Origin of the sequence: Kitasatospora sp. NPDC087861 (genome assembly GCF_044742585.1) — a bacterium.
Lineage (GTDB): Bacteria > Actinomycetota > Actinomycetes > Streptomycetales > Streptomycetaceae > Kitasatospora.
Map to the genome: position 1 here is coordinate 178,734 of NZ_JBIUUS010000003.1, position 15,772 is coordinate 194,505.

Consider the following 15,772-nt stretch of genomic DNA (forward strand, 5'->3'; position numbering starts at 1 on the left):
AGGACTCCCCGGGGGAGATCAGGGCCGGACGGGCGGCCCGCTACCGGGTCAGCCGCGACACGCCGCGGACCACACCCGACCGAAGTCGATGTGGTCGCGGGTGACCAGGGGCTGCTCGGCGTACATGGCCTCAAGTTGAGCAGCCGCCCGAGTGGTCCGTCAACCATCCATCATTGCCGCTCTGTTGCGATCTCCTGTCGTCCTGCAACCGGCCCCGGCCAGGGCTCGATCCGGATCCGGACCGCCCTTGACAGCCGTCGATCGCGCATGCGTACGATCACGGCGGAGTGCAGTGCACAGCGCCGGCCGTGTTGAGGGACGCGGGCCGGTGCGACGGCCGTACGTGACCACACCCGTACCTCCCGCCCGCCCGCACCTCCGCCAGGAGCCGCCGTCATGGCCACCCCGCAGGACGTCCTGCCCGCCCCGTCCGCCCTCGACCGCCCCGCCCCGCCGCCCGGCCCCGCCCCGGAAGCCCGGATCGTCGCCCGCCGCCGGCCCGGCCAGTGGGTCTTCGCCGGGATCGCACTGCTGCTGGCCGCGATGGCCGTCCACTCGATCGTCCGCAACAAGGCCTTCCAGTGGAGCGTGGTCGCCGACTGGTTCACCGCGCGATCGGTGCTCGACGGCCTCACCCTCACCCTCTGGCTCACCGCCGTCACCCTCGCCCTCGGCTTCGTCCTCGGCACTGGCCTCGCCAGCATGCGACTGTCCACCAACCCGGTGCTGCGCACCCTGAGTTGGGGCTACATCTGGGTCTTCCGCTCCACCCCGCCGCTGGTGCAGCTGCTGTTCTTCTTCAACATCGGCGCGCTCTACCCGACCCTCGGCCTCGGCATCCCGTTCGGCCCCGAGTTCGTCACCGTCAAGACCGTCAACCTGATCGGCCCCACCCTCACCGCCGTCATCGGCCTCACCCTGCTGGAGACCGCGTACGCCGCCGAGGTGATCCGCGGCGGCATCCTGTCCGTCGACCGCGGCCAGCTGGAGGCCGCCGCGGCGCTCGGCCTCGGCCGGTGGCGGGTGCTGCGCCGGATCGTCGCCCCGCAGGCGATGCGCTCGATCGTGCCGACCGCCGGGAACATGCTGATCAGCGCGCTCAAGGGCACCAGCATCGTCAGCGTGCTGGCCGTCTCCGACCTGCTCTACTCGGTCCAGCTGGTCTACCTGCAGTCGTACCAGGTCATCCCGATGCTGGTGGTCGCCACCATCTGGTACCTGGCGATCACCACCCTGCTGTCCATCGGCCAGTACTACGTCGAACGCCACTACGCCAAGGGCGCCACCCGGGACGGCCTGCCGCCCACCCCGCTCCAACGGGCCCGGGCCGGGCTGCGACGGCTGCGCGAGGTGGCGGCGTGAACCGGCTCGCGATCGTCGGCGCGGGCCCGCGCGGCACCGGCCTGCTGGAGCGGATCGCCGCCAACGCGACCGAACTCCTGCCCGCCGACCGGCCGTTGCACATCCACCTGATCGACCCGCACCCGCCCGGCGCGGGCCGGATCTGGCGCCACGACCAGTCCCCGCTGCTGCGGATGAACTCGATGGCCGAGGACGTCACCATGTTCACCGACGAGCGCTCGACCATCGACGGGCCGGTCCGGCCGGGCCCCTCGCTGGCCGAATGGGCGCCCCGGCAGCGGGAGTTCGCGCCCTACCGGGAGGTCGCCGACCCGGCCGTCCGGGCCGAACTGGACACCCTCGCCCCCACCGACTTCCCCACCCGCCGGGCCCAGAGCGCCTACCTGGACTGGGTGTTCCGCCGCGCGGTCGCCGACCTGCCGCCGCACGTCACGGTCACCGTGCACCGGGACACCGTCCAGCGGATCGACGGCCCGGCCGACGGCCCGCAGACCGTCCACCTCACCGACCGGACGCTCACCGCCGACCACGTCGTCCTCACCCTCGGGCACCTCGACTCCACCCCGCACCCCCGGTACGCCGCCGACGCCGACTTCGCCGCCCGGCACGGCCGCTTCCACCTCCCGCCCGCCTACTCCGCCGACGCCGACGCCGACCTGGACGGCATCGCCCCCGGCGAGCACGTCGTCCTGCGCGGCCTCGGCCTGGCCTCCGTCGACCTGATCGCCCTGCTCACCGAGGGGCGCGGCGGCCGCTTCGAACCCGCCTCCGCCGGGCTGCGCTACCGCCCGTCCGGCCGCGAGCCGGTGCTGCACCTCGGCTCCCGGCGCGGCGTCCCGTACCACTCCAAGACCGGCTACCGCCTCCAGGGGCCGCCCGCCCCGCTCCCCCGGTACTTCGACGCGGCCGCCGTGGACGCCGCCCTCGCCACCGAGGGGCCGCTCGAACTCCGGCGCGACTTCTGGCCGTTGATGGCCAAGGAGACCGCCTTCGGGCACTACCACGAGCTGTTCCACGCCCACCCCGAGCGCACCACGCTGCCCTGGCCGGAGTTCCTGGCCCGGTACGACCGGCACGACTGGTACTCCCCCCGGCTCGCCGCCCTGATCGCCGAGGCCGTGCCCGACCCGGCCGACCGGATCGACTTCGAACGGCTCGACCACCCGCTGGCCGGCCTCGAACTCGGCTCCGCCGACGAGCTCCAACAGCACCTGCGCGCCTACGTCACCGCCGACGCCGACCGCCGCGCCGACCCCGCGCACAGCGCCGACCTCGGCGCCTTCCTCGCCCTGCTCTCGCTGTTCGGCCAGCTCCCGCGCATCCTCGCGACCGGCCGGCTCACCGCCCGCTCGGTCGCCGAGGAGGTGGACGGGTGGTTCTTCGGCTACTTCAGCCACCTCGCCTCCGGCCCGCCCGGCTTCCGGCTGCGCCAGCTGCTCGCCCTCTCCGAGGCCGGGGTCGTCCGCTTCCTGGGCGCGGGCGTCCGGACCGAGCGGGACGAGGCCACCGGCACCTGGCGGGCCTGCGGCGACACCGTGCCGGGCCACACCGTCACCGTCACCGCGCTGGTCGAGGCGTACCTGCCCAAGCACCAGCTGGCCCGCACCCTCGACCCGGTGCTGCGCGCACTGCACCGTGCCGGGCGGATCGTGGAGGAGGTGGTCACCGACGAGGAGTACACCCACCGCTCCGGCCTGGTCACCATCGCCCCCGGCGACAGCCGGCTGCTCGACCCCGCCCTGGACGGTGCCCCGCACCCACGGCGCACCGCGCTCGGCCCGCACACCAGCCTGCGCGCCGCCGCCGCCTTCGCCCGCCCCCGCACCGACTCCCCGGGGTTCCGGCAGAACGACGCCGCCGCCCGCGCACTGCTGCGGGCACTGGCCGCGCTCCCGGCGGCCGCCCTGGCCGCGTAGCGTTCGCGCGCGTCGCCTCAGGGCCCGAAGATCTCCTCCACCAGGTCCTCGGCCGAGACGTGGTCCGGGGCGTTGAGCACCACCTCCGCGACGCCCTTCAGCCCGGTGCCGCGCTCCAGCGCGGTGATGCAGGCCCGCGCCTCCTGGTCGGTGGCGAAGTCCCAGGCCAGGAGGCGCCGGACCAGCACCACCGCCTCCATCGGGCTGATCCGCGGCCGCCGGGCGGCTCCGGACGGCGCCCGGCGGCCGGCCTCGACGAGCCGCTGCTGGTAGCCGGCCAGGTCGTGCCAGGCCTGGACGGTGCTCGGGTGGCCCTCCCCCAGCACCCGGGCGAGCTCCGGCAGCAGGGCGTGCAGCTGGCGCGCGGCGCCCTGGAGATCGCCCCGGTTGGCCTGGTGGACCGCGAGGTCGTGCCGGGCCTTCAGGACGCGGGTGTCGTGCGGGCCCCAGGTGGCGTGCAGGTCGGGCAGCAGCTCGGACATCAGCCGGACCGCGGTGACCGCCGCGCCGCTCTCGCCGATGCACCACACCAGGTGGTACCGGGCACCGAGGGTGTCCGGGTCGGTCGGGCCGAGCGCCGAGCGCATGTCCTCCACCACGGTCGACAGCAGCCGGATCGCGCCGTCCAGGTCGCCCGCCCGGCTGAGGTACCAGGTGAAGTCCCGCCAGGTGCACAGGGTGTCCCGGTCGGCGGCGCCGAGCGCGGTGACGCAGTCCTGGGCGACCGCCTGGAGCAGGATCACCGACTCGCCCGCGGTCGCCGCCCGGAAGGCGGCCGAACGCCGCTCGCGCAGCGCGGCCCGGACGCCGTCCGGCGGGGGCGCGGCGACCACCGGCGGCGTGGTGAGCGGCGACAGCACCGACGACGGCGCCGCCGGCGCCACCGCCGTCGGCGGGACGGCCGGAACAGGCGGCGGCCCCACCGGAACGGCCGGCGGTGCAGGCGGCAGGGTCGGCGGCGCCGGCGGAACCGGCGGCACGACAGCCGACGGCACCGGCGTCCCGCCCGTCCCACCGAGCCGTCGCTCGACCGTCCGGGCGTCGGCCGGCCGGTCCGCCGGGTCCTTGGCCAGCAGCTCGGCGACCAGCCCGGCCACCTCCGGCGGCAGCCCGAACCGCGCCGGATCCAACGCCGGGGGCGGCTCGTTGAGGTGCTGGTACATCAGCACCGGCGTCGAGTCCCCACCGAACGGCCTTGCCCCGGTGAAGAGTTCGACCAGCACGCAGCCGAGCGCGTACAGGTCCGTCCGGCCGTCCACCCGCCCGCCGGTCCAGCGCTCCGGCGCCATGTACGCGGGGCTGCCGACGATCGTCCCGGTGGTGGTCAGCCCGCCCGCGCCGATGTCCAGCTGGGCGATGCCGAAGTCGAGCACCTTCAGGCTCCCGGCCTCGGTGATCATGATGTTCTCCGGCTTGACGTCCCGGTGCACCATGCCCGCGTCGTGCGCCACCGCCAGCGCCTCGCAGAGCTGCCGCGCCCAGCGCAGGCTCTGCTCCGGAGCCGGCAGGCCGGCCCGCAGCACCTCGGTCAGGGTGCGGCCGGTGAGCAGTTCCATCACCAGGAAGGTCACCTGCCGGTCGCCGAGCACGCACGCGCCGAGGTCGTGCACGGTGACGATGTGAGGATGGGACAGGTTGCCGGCCGCACAGGCCTCCCGGACGAACCGCAGCGCCGCCTTCGCCTGGTCACCGCCGTGGTGCCCGATGACCTTGACCGCCACCGGCCGCCGCATCCGGGTGTCGAGCGCCCGCCACACCACCCCGAAACCGCCCTGGCCGAGCTTCTCCACCAGCTCGTACCGGCCGTCGAGGACATCACCGACGCGCATCCGCCCCTCCCCCACCCCTCCTGGACCCCCCGAGACTCTACCGACGCCCGTTCGGCCCCCCTCCCCCCGCCTTCACCCAGGTGGAAGGATGGGCCGGAGCCCCCGCGACGGCGCGGCGGCGCCGGTGGCGCGGCCGCCGGACGAGCAGAGCCGAGGAGAAGCGGTCATGGCCAAGCAGGCCCCGCAGAGCGACCCGGCGCAGGACGCCCCCGAGGTGTCCGCGCCCCAGCAAGCGGCCGCCGGGCTGCCGGCGGTCGGCCACAGCCTGCGGATGGCCGCCGAACAGATGGGCGCCCGCCGCACCCTGGCCACCCTGCTCAAGGTCAACCAGCCGGACGGCTTCGACTGCCCCGGCTGCGCCTGGCCGGAACCGGGCAAGACGCACACGGCCGAGTTCTGCGAGAACGGCGCCAAGGCCGTCGCCGAGGAGGCCACCGAGCGCCGGATCCGTGCCGAGTTCTTCGCCGCCCACCCGGTCGCCGAGCTGGCCGAGCGCTCCGGCTACTGGCTGGGCCAGCAGGGCCGCCTCACCCAGCCGATGCTGCTCGACGAGGGCGCCACCCACTACACGCCGGTCTCCTGGGACGACGCCTTCGCGCTGATCGCCGAGGAGCTGCACGCGCTGGACACCCCGGACGCCGCCGCCTTCTACACCTCGGGCCGGACCAGCAACGAGGCCGCCTTCGCGTACCAGCTGTTCGCCCGCCGGCTGGGCACCAACAACCTGCCGGACTGCTCCAACATGTGCCACGAGTCGTCCGGTTCGGCGCTCACCGAGACGCTCGGCGTCGGCAAGGGCAGCGTCAGCCTGAAGGACCTCTACCAGGCCGACCTGATCATCGTGGCCGGCCAGAACCCGGGCACCAACCACCCCCGGATGCTCTCCGCGCTGGAGCGCGCCAAGCGGGCCGGCGCCACCATCGTCAGCGTCAACCCGCTGCCCGAGGCGGGCCTGGAGCGCTTCAAGAACCCGCAGCAGGCCCGCGGCCTGGTCGGCCACGGCACCAAGCTGACCGACCTGTTCCTGCAGATCCGCCTCGGTGGGGACCTGGCGCTGTTCCGCGCGCTCAACCGGATCGTCCTGGAGCAGGACGGCGTCGACCGCGCGTTCGTCGACGAACACTGCCACGGCTTCGAGGAGTTCGACGAACAGGCCCGGACGACCGACCGCGCCGAGGTGCTCGCCGCGACCGGCCTGCCGTGGGAGCAGATCGAGGAGCTCGGCCGGCTGGTGCTGGCCTCCCGGAAGGTCATCGTCTGCTGGGCGATGGGCCTCACCCAGCACAAGCACGCCGTCCCCACCATCCGCGAGGTGGTCAACTTCCTGCTGCTGCGCGGCAACGTGGGCCGCCCCGGCGCCGGGGTCTGCCCGGTGCGCGGGCACAGCAACGTCCAGGGCGACCGGACGATGGGCATCTTCGAGCGGCCCGCCGCGGCCTTCCTGGACGCACTCGGCAAGGAGTTCGGCTTCGAGCCGCCGAGGGCGCACGGCCACGACGCGGTGGACACCATCCGGGCGATGCGCGACGGCCGGGTCCGGGTGTTCTTCGCGATGGGCGGCAACTTCGTCGCGGCCAGCCCGGACACCGACGTCACCGAGGCCGCGATGCGCCGCTGCCGGCTGACCGTGCACGTCTCCACCAAGCTCAACCGCTCGCACGTGGTCACCGGCGCCCGCGCGCTGATCCTGCCCACCCTGGGCCGTACCGACCGGGACGTCACCGGCACCGGCGCCCAGTTCGTCAGCGTCGAGGACTCGATGGGCCAGGTGCACTCCTCCCGCGGCGGCCTGCGCCCGCCCGCACCGGGCCTGCTCTCCGAGACCGCGATCGTCTGCCGGCTCGCCCGTACCGTCCTCGGCCCCGGGGACACCGTGCCGTGGGAGGACTTCGCCGCCGACTACGACACCCTGCGGGACCGGATCGCCCGGGTCGTCCCCGGCTTCGAGGACTACAACGAGAAGGTCCGCCGCCCCGGCGGCTTCACCCTGCCGCACGGCCCGCGCGACTCCAGGACCTTCCCGACCGCGACCGGGCGGGCCAACTTCACCGTCAACCCGCTCACCGCCCCCGAGGTCCCGCCGGGCCGCCTGCTGCTCCAGACGCTGCGCTCGCACGACCAGTACAACACCACCGTCTACGGCCTGGACGACCGCTACCGCGGGATCAAGGGCGGCCGCCGGGTGGTCCTGGTCAACCCGGCCGACGCCGCCGAACTGGGCCTGGCCGAGGGCGGGTTCGTCGACCTGGTGAGCGAGTGGCGGGACGGTGTCGAGCGCCGCGCCCCGCACTTCCGGGTGGTCCACTACCCGGTCGCCCGCGGCGGTGCGGCCGCCTACTACCCGGAGACCAACGTGCTCGTCCCGCTGGACTCCACCGCCGACATCAGCAACACGCCGACCTCCAAGGCCGTGGTCGTCCGCTTCGAACCGGACAGCGGCGCCCCGGCGTGACCGACGCGAAGGCCGCCCGGTGTCCCGAGGGACGCCGGGCGGCCTTGGGGCTGGTCTCAGTGGGTGCCCGCGGTGGCGCCGCCCGGGGCCGAGGCGCTCGCCGAGCCGGTGGTCCCCGTGGTGGCGGTGCCGGTGGAGCTCGGGGTGCCGGTGCCCGTCGGGGTGGGCGTCGCCGGGGTGCCGGTCGACGTCGGGGTCCCGGGGCCGGTCGGAGTGCCGGTCGGCGTCGGGGTGGGTGTCGGCGTCGGGGTGGGCGTCGACGTGCCCGTGCCGGTGGGCGTGCCGGGCGTGGTGGTCCCGGTGCCGGACGGCGTCCCCGGGTCGGCGGGCGTCCCGGTGCCGGACGGCGTGCCCGGGGTGGTGGACGGCGTGCCCGGAGTGGCCGGCGGGTTGGCGGGCGTGCCGGGGGCCGGGGTGGCCGGGACCTGGTTGGCCGGGCTGGGCGCGATCGGGGTGACGGTGTCCCAACCGGCGGGCAGGTCGGGCACCTTCCAGCTGCCGCCGGCCTCGTCCGCCGCGCCGGACGGGTCGGGCCGCACCGCCCCGAGGATCGGCATCGAGCCGATCGGCGACACCTTGATGACGGCGCCCGGCCGGGGCGCCTGGACGACCAGCCCGCCACCGATGTACATCGCGACGTGCGTGGCGCCCTCGAAGTAGATGACCAGGTCGCCGGGGCGGAGCTGGTTCAGCGGGATGTGCTGGAGCTGGGCCCACTGCTCCTGGCTGGTGCGCGGGATCGGCCGCCCGGCGTGCAGCCAGGCCTGCGAGGTGAGGCCCGAGCAGTCGTAGGAGTCCGGCCCCTCCCCGCCCCACAGGTACGGCTTGTTCAGCTGGGCGAGCGCGAAGGCGACGGCGGCGCGGCCGGCCAGCGACGGGGTGCGCTCGCCCTGGCCGAGGGCGCCGGAGGCGAGGAAGGCGAGCTGGGCCTCGTCGGCCTTGGCCTTCTCCAGCTTCTCCAGCTCGGTGCGCTGCGCGCCGGTGAGCGAGGCGACCAGCTGTTCGACGGACGCGAGGTCGGAGGCGACCTTGGCCTTGGCGGCGTCCTGCTGGGCGACCAGCGTCTGGGAGGTCTTGAGCGCGTCCTCGGTCTGCTTCGTCAGGCCCGCGAGGGCCTCGCGGTCGCTCTTCAGCCGGTCCAGGAACTCGGACTGCGAGCGGCTGGCGGCGGCGAGCAGCTCCGCGATGGTGACGGCCTCGTACGGGTCCTTGGAGAGCAGCAGCTCGGCGTAGGCGGAGGCGGCACCGTTGCGGTACTGGGCCGCGGCGAGCTGCGAGGCGATGTCGGTGCCGGCGTCGACCTGCTTCTGCTGGCGATCCAGCCGGCCCTGCAGGTCGGTGAGCGCGGCCTGCTGCTCGGTGACCTTGGCGACGGCGCCGTTGTACTGCTCGGTGGCGGTCTCGGCGCTCTGGTAGAGCGTGTGCAGCTGGTCGAGCAGCGGGCCGAGGGTGGCCTTGGCGGCGGCGAGCGGGTCGTCGCCCGGGCTGGCGGCGATCGGGGCGCCCGGATCGGGGGCCGCGTACGCGGCCTGGGTGGCGAGCGGGAGGGCGAGTGCGGCGGCCGCGAGGACGGCTCCGCACCGCAGCGCCGCCCGCAGCCAGGGCCGTACACCTGTCGCCTCCGTGCGCCGTGCAGCCCCGCCCATGGGTTGGTCCTCCCCGCCCCAGCCTTCTCCGGCCTCCCCGGAACCCGCCGATCCTCCCACGGGTTACTCGCCGGAAACAGAGCACATCCGGACCGGGAGGTTAATTCTCGATTGATCTGTGAGACAGCTCTCAGCAAACCGGATCGAACCGGGGCGAACTTCGCTAATGTCCAGCTCAGCGCGACCGAAGACACCCCTCCGAAAGCTGCTGGACACCACTGGGACACTATCGGAACCACGATTCCCGACCTAGTTCACCTTCCGTTTACCAAACAGACCTACGGTCGCGACGACACCAACGTCTCCGTGCGACAACTACGACGATTGTTTGGGTATGGAACACATCTCGTTCCTGGTGGCCGTTGTGATCATCACGGCGCTCGCCTTCGACTTCACCAACGGGTTCCACGACACCGCCAACGCGATGGCCACCTCCATCGCGACGGGAGCCCTCCGGCCGAAGGTCGCGGTCACCATCGCGGCCGTCCTCAACTTCGCGGGCGCGTTCCTGTCCGTGAAGGTCGCCACCACCATCTCCGGCGGCATCGTCAACGAGAAGACCGGCATCCACCCCGAGATCATCTTCGCCGCACTGGCGGGCGCGATCCTGTGGAACCTGCTGACCTGGCTGCGCGGCCTGCCGTCCAGTTCCTCGCACGCGCTGTACGGCGGCCTGATCGGCGCCACCGTGGTCGGCGTCGGCATGAACGGCGTCAACTTCGACACCGTCCTCTCCAAGATCCTGATCCCGGCGATCGCCTCCCCGCTGGTCGCCGGCCTGGCCTCCTGGGGCGCCACCAAGCTGGCCTACGCGATCACCCGCAAGGGCAACGCGGAGACCGCCACCAAGGGCTTCAAGACCGGCCAGATCTTCTCGTCCTCGCTGATCTCGCTCGCGCACGGCACCAACGACGCCCAGAAGACGATGGGCATCATCACCCTCACCCTGGTCTCGGTCGGCGCCCTGCCGCACGGCGCGCTGCCCCCCACCTGGGTGATCGTCTCGGCCGGCGGCGCGATCGCGCTCGGCACCTACATGGGCGGCTGGCGGATCATCCGCTCGATGGGCAAGGGCCTGGCGGACATCAAGGCGCCGCAGGGCTTCGCCTCCGAGTCGGCCGCCGCGACCGTCATCCTGACCTCGTCGCACATGGGCTTCGGCCTCTCCACCACCCAGGTCTGCTCCGGCGGCATCATGGGCGCCGGTCTCGGCGGCCCGAAGGCCGAGCTGCGCTGGAGCCTGGTCCGCCGCATGGTCTACACCTGGGCGCTGACCCTGCCGGCCGCCGCGCTGGTCTCGGGCGGCGCGGCGCTGCTGGTCCGCCAGGGCACCTGGGGCATCGTCCTGGTCGGCGCCGTGCTGGTGGCCGGCTCGGGCGCGATGTGGCTGATCTCCCGCCGCCAGCCGATCAGCGCGGACAACGTCAACGACGTCACCCCGGTGGAGGTCCCCGCGACCGCCCCCGCGAACGCCCCCACCCCCGCCTCGACCACGGTCGCGGCCTGAGCGCCGCAGGCTGAGGAGCACCCGCCATGCACATCAAGTGGAACGCCCTGGCCCAGACCGCCGGTGCCAGCTTCGGCATCACCGTCGCCGTGGTCGCCGTCTTCGCGCTCGGCATCCTGGCCCTGTCCCGCCGCGAGGCCGCGCTGAGCGCCCGCGAGGGCGAGGCCGCCCCGGCGGCGGGCGGCGGCCGACTGGCCCTGGCCGGCGCCTACGTCTGCTTCGGCCTCTGCGCCGCGGCCGTCGTCTACGGGCTGGTGCTGATCGCCGCGCCGTAGCGTCCGACGGTTCCCGCCCGGGACGCCGAAGGGGCCGGGGAGTGTGGTCCACACTCCCCGGCCCCTTCGCGCATCCCCGCCGGCGGTCAGCCCTGCTGGCTGGTCTTCAGCGCGGTCTCCCGGATGAACAGCACCGTGATGAAGGCCAGCAGCGCGAACGGCGCCGCGAAGAGGAACACCATGCCGACGCCGTGCCCGAACGCGTCCGTCACCAGCGGGACGATCGGGGCCGGCAGCTTGTGCAGGTCCGGGATGCCCCCGCCGCCGACCGCGCCGCCGGCCGGGATGTGCGCGGCGGCGAGGTTCTCCGTCAGGTAGTGGGTCACCTTGTTGTTCATCAGCGCGCCGAGCGCGGAGACGCCCATCGCGCCGCCCATGGTGCGGAAGAAAGTGACCACCGAGCTGGCCGCGCCGAGTTCGTGCCGCGGCACGGTGTTCTGCACCGCCAGGACGAGGTTCTGCATGGTCAGGCCGAGGCCGATGCCGGTGATCGCCATGTAGACGGACAGCAGCGTGTAGTCGGTGTCGGCGCGCACGGTGCCGAGCAGGCCGAAACCGATGGCGAGCAGCGCCGTGCCGGAGACCAGGTAGGCCTTCCACTTGCCGTACTTGGTGATCAGTCGGCCGGCCACGGTGGAGGAGAGCGCCAGGCCGAGGATCATCGGCAGGGTCATCAGGCCGGCCATGGTCGGGGACTTGTCGCGGGCCAGCTGGAAGTACTGGCTGAGGAAGGTGGTCGCGCCGTACATCCCGACGCCGACCAGCACGCTGGCGAGCGCGGCCAGGCTGACGGTGCGGTACTTGAAGAGGTCCGGCGGGATGATCGGCTCGGCGGCGCGACGCTCGATCACCACGGCGAGCGCGCCCAGCAGCAGGCCGCCGCCGACCATCGCGGCGGTCTGCCAGGACAGCCAGTCGTAGTTCTTGCCGGCCAGCGTGATCCAGATCATCAGCAGGCTGACGGCACCGGTGATGACCAGCGCGCCCAGGTAGTCGATCTTCGCCTTGCGCTTGACCACCGGCAGCTTGAGGGTGCGCTGGATCACCAGGATCGCGGCGATCGCGAACGGGATGCCGACGTAGAAGCACCAGCGCCAGCCCAGCCAGGAGGTGTCCACGATGACGCCGCCGATCAGCGGGCCGCCGATGGTGGCCAGCGCGAAGACCGCGCCGAAGTAGCCGCTGTACCGGCCGCGCTCGCGCGGCGAGACCATCGCGGCCAGGCAGATCTGGCCCAGCGCGACGACGCCGCCGGCACCGATGCCCTGGAGGGCCCGGCAGGCGATCAGCTGACCGGTGTTCTGGGAGAGGCCGGCCAGCGCCGAGGTGGCGATGTAGATCACCAGGGCTATCTGCAGCAGCAGCTTCTTGCTGGCGAGGTCGGAGAGCTTGCCCCAGATCGGGGTGGAGGCGGTCAGGGTGAGCAGGGCCGCGGTGATCACCCAGGTGTAGGCGGACTGGCCGCCGTGCAGGTCGGTGAGGATGTGCGGCAGGGCGTTGGAGACGACGGTCGACGAGAGCACGGCCACGAAGAGGCCGAGCAGCAGGCCGGACAGCGCCTCCATCACCTGCCGGTGGGTCATCGGTCGGTCGTCGACGGCGGCGGCTGTGCCGGTCGCGGCCTCGGTGGTCACGGTCATCTGGGTCCTTCGGCGAGGCGTGCGGGGATACGCGGGCGGGGTACGCGGGCGGCGGCGCGGACGCTGTCCGCGCGCGGCGAAAATTCGTTGCCTTAGGCAACCATAAGACCAATGGTTGACTTAGGCAACTTTCTTCAAGGCCACGTAAAGCCCGGCCGGATCCCGCACCGCACGGGCCCGCCGGGCTCACCCCGTCGCCGCCGGTCACTCCACCGGAGGCTCCCCGATCACGTCGTTGAAGCGGTGCAGCAGCTCCGCGAAGCGGTCGACGTCCCCCCGGGACCAGTTGCCCAGCAGCTCGCGCACCCGCCGCATCCGGACGTCCCGGGCCGCCAGGTAGCGCCGTCGCCCGTCCTCGGTCAGCGAGACCAGCGCGGCCCGGCCGTCCTGCGGGTCCGCCTCCCTGGCCACCAGACCCAGCTCCTCCAGCGCCCGGATCTGCCGGCTCACCGTCGCCTTGCCGACCGCGAAGTGCACGCCGACGTCCGTCACCCGCACCGGCCCGGCCTGCTCGACGTAGCCGAGCAGGCTGTACGCCATCCCCTCCAGCTCGGGGTGCACCCGGCGTGAGAGCTCCGCCACTCGGGCCCGGCCCCGCCGGAACATCAGCGCGACCTCGTGCTCCACCGCCAGCAGGGCTTTCTCGTCACTCACCGCGCCAGTATCCCGCAGCCGCACGGGCCCGGACCCGGCGCGCGAGGTGAGACAAGACAACTAGTTCATGGTATGAAGTATCCGCTTTCCCCCTATACACAAGGAGATGTGGATGGCCGCCCCGGGGCAGGGTTTCATCGCCGAACTCAAGGGAGCGGTCACGCCGCGCGCGGCGCTGCTGGTGGTCGCCGTACTGCTGCTCCAACTCGGCTTCATCACCTCGTACGTCGGGGCGCTGCACCACCCGACCCCGCACAACCTGTCGATCGCGGTGGTCGCCCCGCCGCAGGTCGCCCCCAAGCTGGTCCAGGCGCTGGACTCGGCGCCGAACGACGCCGTCAAGGCCGTCACCGCGCCGGACGCCGAGACCGCCACCCAGCAGATCAAGGACCAGAAGATCTACGCCGCGCTGGTCGTGAACCCGGCCGGCAACCAGGACACCCTGCTGGTCGGCGGCGCCCGCGGCCCGTCCGCCGCCAAGGCCGCCGAGACCATCACCACCGCGGTGGAGCAGACCCAGGGCCGCACGGTCAAGGTCGAGGACGTCGTGCCGCTCGCCAAGGGCGACACCAACGGCCTCTCCGCCTTCTACCTGGTGATCGGCTGGTGCGTCGGCGGCTACCTGGTCGCATCGATCCTCGGCATCAGCGCCGGCTCCAAGCCCGCCAACGCCCACCGCGCGGTGATCCGGCTCGGCGTGCTGGCCCTGTACTCGATCGCGGCCGGCATCGGCGGCACGGTGATCGCCGGGCCGGTCCTGGACGCGCTGCCCGGCTCGATCCCGGGCCTGTCCGCGGTCGGCGCCCTGGTGGTGTTCACGGTCGGCGCGTTCACCATGGCCCTGCAGTGCCTGTTCGACATCGTCGGCATCGGCATCGCGGTGCTGATCTTCGTGGTGCTGGGCAACCCGAGCGCGGGCGGGGTCTACCCGCCGCCGATGATGCCGGCCTTCTGGCGGGCGATCGGCTCCGTGATCCCGAACGGCGCCGGCACCAGCGCCGCCCGGTCGATCGCCTACTTCGGCTCCACCAACCTGGCGATGCCGATCGTGGTACTGGTGGTCTGGGCGGTGGCCGGCGTCGCCGTCACCTTCCTGGCCGTCCTGCGCGGACCCCGCTCCGGCGGCCGCGAGCTGGTCAAGGAGGCCTGAGCCTCCCGGTCCGGACGACCGCGCCCCGGCCCTCGGCCGGGGCGCGGTCGCGTTCCGGCGGCTCCGGCCGCTCCGGCCGCTCCGGCCGGAGGACGTCCGCCGTCGGTGCTCAGCCGCCGGCCAGCCGGCCCGGGTCGGCGACGACGGCGCGCACCACGCCCACCGCGGCACCCAGCAGCGGTCCGCGCCGGCCGAGCCGGGACACCGTCAGCCGCTCGTCCGACCAGGGCCGTACCGTCACCCGGGCGGCCAGCTCGGCCCGCATCGCCGGCAGCAGCCAGGGCGCCAGCCGCGCGTAGCCGCCGCCCAGCACCACCTCGGCCGGGTCCAGCAGGTTGACCGCCCCGGCGGCCGCGGTGCCCAGCGCCGATCCGGCCCCGGCCAAGGCCGCCCGCGCCGGTTCGTCCCCGGCCTCGGCGCGCTCGGCGAGCAGCGTCACCCAGTCGCCCCGCACGTTCGCCGACCCGGCCGCCCGCAGCACCGCCTCCCCCGCGTACTGCTCCAGGCAGCCGTGCGCGCCGCAGGCGCAGCGGGGCCCGTCCGGGTGAACCGGCACATGGCCGAACTCCCCCGCGTAGCCGCGCGCCCCGCGCAACAGCCGCCCGCCGACGACGATCGCCGCGCCGACACCGGCCTCCGCCGAGACGTACAGGAAGTCCTCCGGCCCGTCGTCCAGCCACCGCTCGGCCAGGCCACCCAGGTTGGCCTCGTTGTCCGCCTCCACCGGCAGCTCGGCCAGGTCGGCCGCACCGGCCGCGCGCAGGGCCGGGCGCAGTTCGGCCGCCAGCGGGACGTCCTGCCAGCCCAGGTTGGCCGCCCGCTGGAGCACTCCGCCGGAGGTGCCGACCAGTCCGGGGACGGCCAGGGTCAGCCCGGCCGGGCGCAGACCCGACTCGGCGACGGCCGAGCGCAGCAGTTCGGCGAGGTCGGCCATGACGGCGGCGGGCTGCCGGCCCCGGTTGCTGACCTCCCGGCGGAGCCAGGCCCGGACCTCACCGCGCAGGTCGACCACGCAGGCGCCGAGGTGCTCCACGCCGATCTCGGCGCCGAGGCCGCCGGGCCCGAGCGGGTTGAGCCCGAGCGCGGTGCCGGGGCGGCCGACCTTGCCGCTGGGCGCGGCCGGGCCCTCCTCGACGACCAGGGCGTCGGCGATCAGCTGCTCGGCGAGCGAGGAGACGGCGGCCCTGGTCAGCCCGGTCTCGGCGGCCACCTCGGCCCGCGAGCGCGGGGCCCGCGCGATCACCCCGAGCACCAGGGCCAGGTTGGCCCGGCGCATCCCCTGCTGGCTGGCGGGCCCGCGCCGGAGGCCGTCCGGCTCACGCATCACGTTCATGCGCCCAC

At 73.8% G+C, this 15,772-nt stretch carries 11 protein-coding genes; 6 read left to right on the plus strand and 5 right to left on the minus strand.

The genetic code is table 11. From position 1 onward, the window contains the following. The first annotated feature begins 396 nt into the window (after window positions 1-396). Complete coding sequence (locus ACIOJE_RS05860) at window positions 397-1,362, plus strand: amino acid ABC transporter permease (RefSeq protein WP_400773594.1); 966 nt, start codon at window positions 397-399, stop codon at window positions 1,360-1,362. Continuing rightward, window positions 1,359-3,278 carry an FAD/NAD(P)-binding protein gene (locus ACIOJE_RS05865; RefSeq protein ID WP_400773597.1) on the plus strand — a complete coding sequence of 640 codons (1,920 nt, stop codon included), beginning with the start codon at window positions 1,359-1,361 and terminating at the stop codon, window positions 3,276-3,278. The genes ACIOJE_RS05860 and ACIOJE_RS05865 overlap by 4 nt, the downstream gene beginning before the upstream one ends. Window positions 3,279-3,295: 17 nt before the next feature. Here ACIOJE_RS05865 and ACIOJE_RS05870 read toward each other — a convergent pair whose 3' ends face one another. Then, entirely contained in the window at window positions 3,296-5,107 is a 1,812-nt protein-coding gene (locus ACIOJE_RS05870) for a protein kinase (protein ID WP_400773600.1), read from the minus strand. A gap of 166 nt (window positions 5,108-5,273) precedes the next feature. Between ACIOJE_RS05870 and ACIOJE_RS05875 the strand changes: the two genes are divergently transcribed. Next, a complete protein-coding gene (locus ACIOJE_RS05875) occupies window positions 5,274-7,559 on the plus strand; it encodes an FdhF/YdeP family oxidoreductase (protein WP_400773604.1) in 2,286 nt (761 codons plus the stop codon). A 56-nt stretch (window positions 7,560-7,615) separates the two neighbouring features. Here ACIOJE_RS05875 and ACIOJE_RS05880 read toward each other — a convergent pair whose 3' ends face one another. After that, window positions 7,616-9,205 carry an NlpC/P60 family protein gene (locus ACIOJE_RS05880; RefSeq protein ID WP_400773606.1) on the minus strand — a complete coding sequence of 530 codons (1,590 nt, stop codon included), beginning with the start codon at window positions 9,203-9,205 and terminating at the stop codon, window positions 7,616-7,618. 334 nt (window positions 9,206-9,539) lie between these two features. Here ACIOJE_RS05880 and ACIOJE_RS05885 point away from each other — a divergent pair, with 334 nt between their 5' ends. Further along, the gene (locus ACIOJE_RS05885) at window positions 9,540-10,712 is read left to right on the plus strand and encodes an inorganic phosphate transporter (RefSeq protein WP_280676100.1); all 1,173 of its coding nucleotides are present in this window, start codon (window positions 9,540-9,542) and stop codon (window positions 10,710-10,712) included. A 26-nt stretch (window positions 10,713-10,738) separates the two neighbouring features. Beyond that, window positions 10,739-10,987 carry a hypothetical protein gene (locus tag ACIOJE_RS05890; protein WP_280676102.1) on the plus strand — a complete coding sequence of 83 codons (249 nt, stop codon included), beginning with the start codon at window positions 10,739-10,741 and terminating at the stop codon, window positions 10,985-10,987. An 86-nt stretch (window positions 10,988-11,073) separates the two neighbouring features. On the opposite strand, the gene ACIOJE_RS05895 is transcribed toward ACIOJE_RS05890, so the two are convergent. Together ACIOJE_RS05895 and ACIOJE_RS05900 are read right to left on the minus strand one after the other, a co-directional pair. After that, window positions 11,074-12,627 carry an MDR family MFS transporter gene (locus ACIOJE_RS05895; protein ID WP_280676104.1) on the minus strand — a complete coding sequence of 518 codons (1,554 nt, stop codon included), beginning with the start codon at window positions 12,625-12,627 and terminating at the stop codon, window positions 11,074-11,076. A 204-nt stretch (window positions 12,628-12,831) separates the two neighbouring features. Continuing rightward, the gene (locus ACIOJE_RS05900) at window positions 12,832-13,281 is read right to left on the minus strand and encodes a MarR family winged helix-turn-helix transcriptional regulator (protein WP_280676106.1); all 450 of its coding nucleotides are present in this window, start codon (window positions 13,279-13,281) and stop codon (window positions 12,832-12,834) included. Between the two features lie 112 nt (window positions 13,282-13,393). Between ACIOJE_RS05900 and ACIOJE_RS05905 the strand changes: the two genes are divergently transcribed. Next, entirely contained in the window at window positions 13,394-14,431 is a 1,038-nt protein-coding gene (locus tag ACIOJE_RS05905) for an ABC transporter permease (RefSeq protein ID WP_400773610.1), read from the plus strand. Between the two features lie 109 nt (window positions 14,432-14,540). Here the strand turns inward: ACIOJE_RS05905 and ACIOJE_RS05910 are convergent, their stop codons facing one another. Further along, window positions 14,541-15,764, minus strand: coding sequence for an ROK family transcriptional regulator (locus ACIOJE_RS05910; RefSeq protein ID WP_280676110.1), 1,224 nt, complete (start codon window positions 15,762-15,764; stop codon window positions 14,541-14,543). Window positions 15,765-15,772: the final 8 nt, after the last annotated feature.

Excerpts from the sequence above, each read along its gene's own strand:
- ACIOJE_RS05880 (WP_400773606.1), bottom strand. The coding sequence starts at position 9,205 with ATGGGCGGGGCTGCACGGCGCACGGAGGCGACAGGTGTACGGCCCTGG.
- ACIOJE_RS05905 (WP_400773610.1), top strand. The coding sequence starts at position 13,394 with ATGGCCGCCCCGGGGCAGGGTTTCATCGCCGAACTCAAGGGAGCGGTC.
- ACIOJE_RS05860 (WP_400773594.1), top strand. The coding sequence starts at position 397 with ATGGCCACCCCGCAGGACGTCCTGCCCGCCCCGTCCGCCCTCGACCGC.
- ACIOJE_RS05885 (WP_280676100.1), top strand. The coding sequence starts at position 9,540 with ATGGAACACATCTCGTTCCTGGTGGCCGTTGTGATCATCACGGCGCTC.
- ACIOJE_RS05875 (WP_400773604.1), top strand. The coding sequence starts at position 5,274 with ATGGCCAAGCAGGCCCCGCAGAGCGACCCGGCGCAGGACGCCCCCGAG.
- ACIOJE_RS05895 (WP_280676104.1), bottom strand. The coding sequence starts at position 12,627 with ATGACCGTGACCACCGAGGCCGCGACCGGCACAGCCGCCGCCGTCGAC.
- ACIOJE_RS05870 (WP_400773600.1), bottom strand. The coding sequence starts at position 5,107 with ATGCGCGTCGGTGATGTCCTCGACGGCCGGTACGAGCTGGTGGAGAAG.
- ACIOJE_RS05890 (WP_280676102.1), top strand. The coding sequence starts at position 10,739 with ATGCACATCAAGTGGAACGCCCTGGCCCAGACCGCCGGTGCCAGCTTC.
- ACIOJE_RS05910 (WP_280676110.1), bottom strand. The coding sequence starts at position 15,764 with ATGAACGTGATGCGTGAGCCGGACGGCCTCCGGCGCGGGCCCGCCAGC.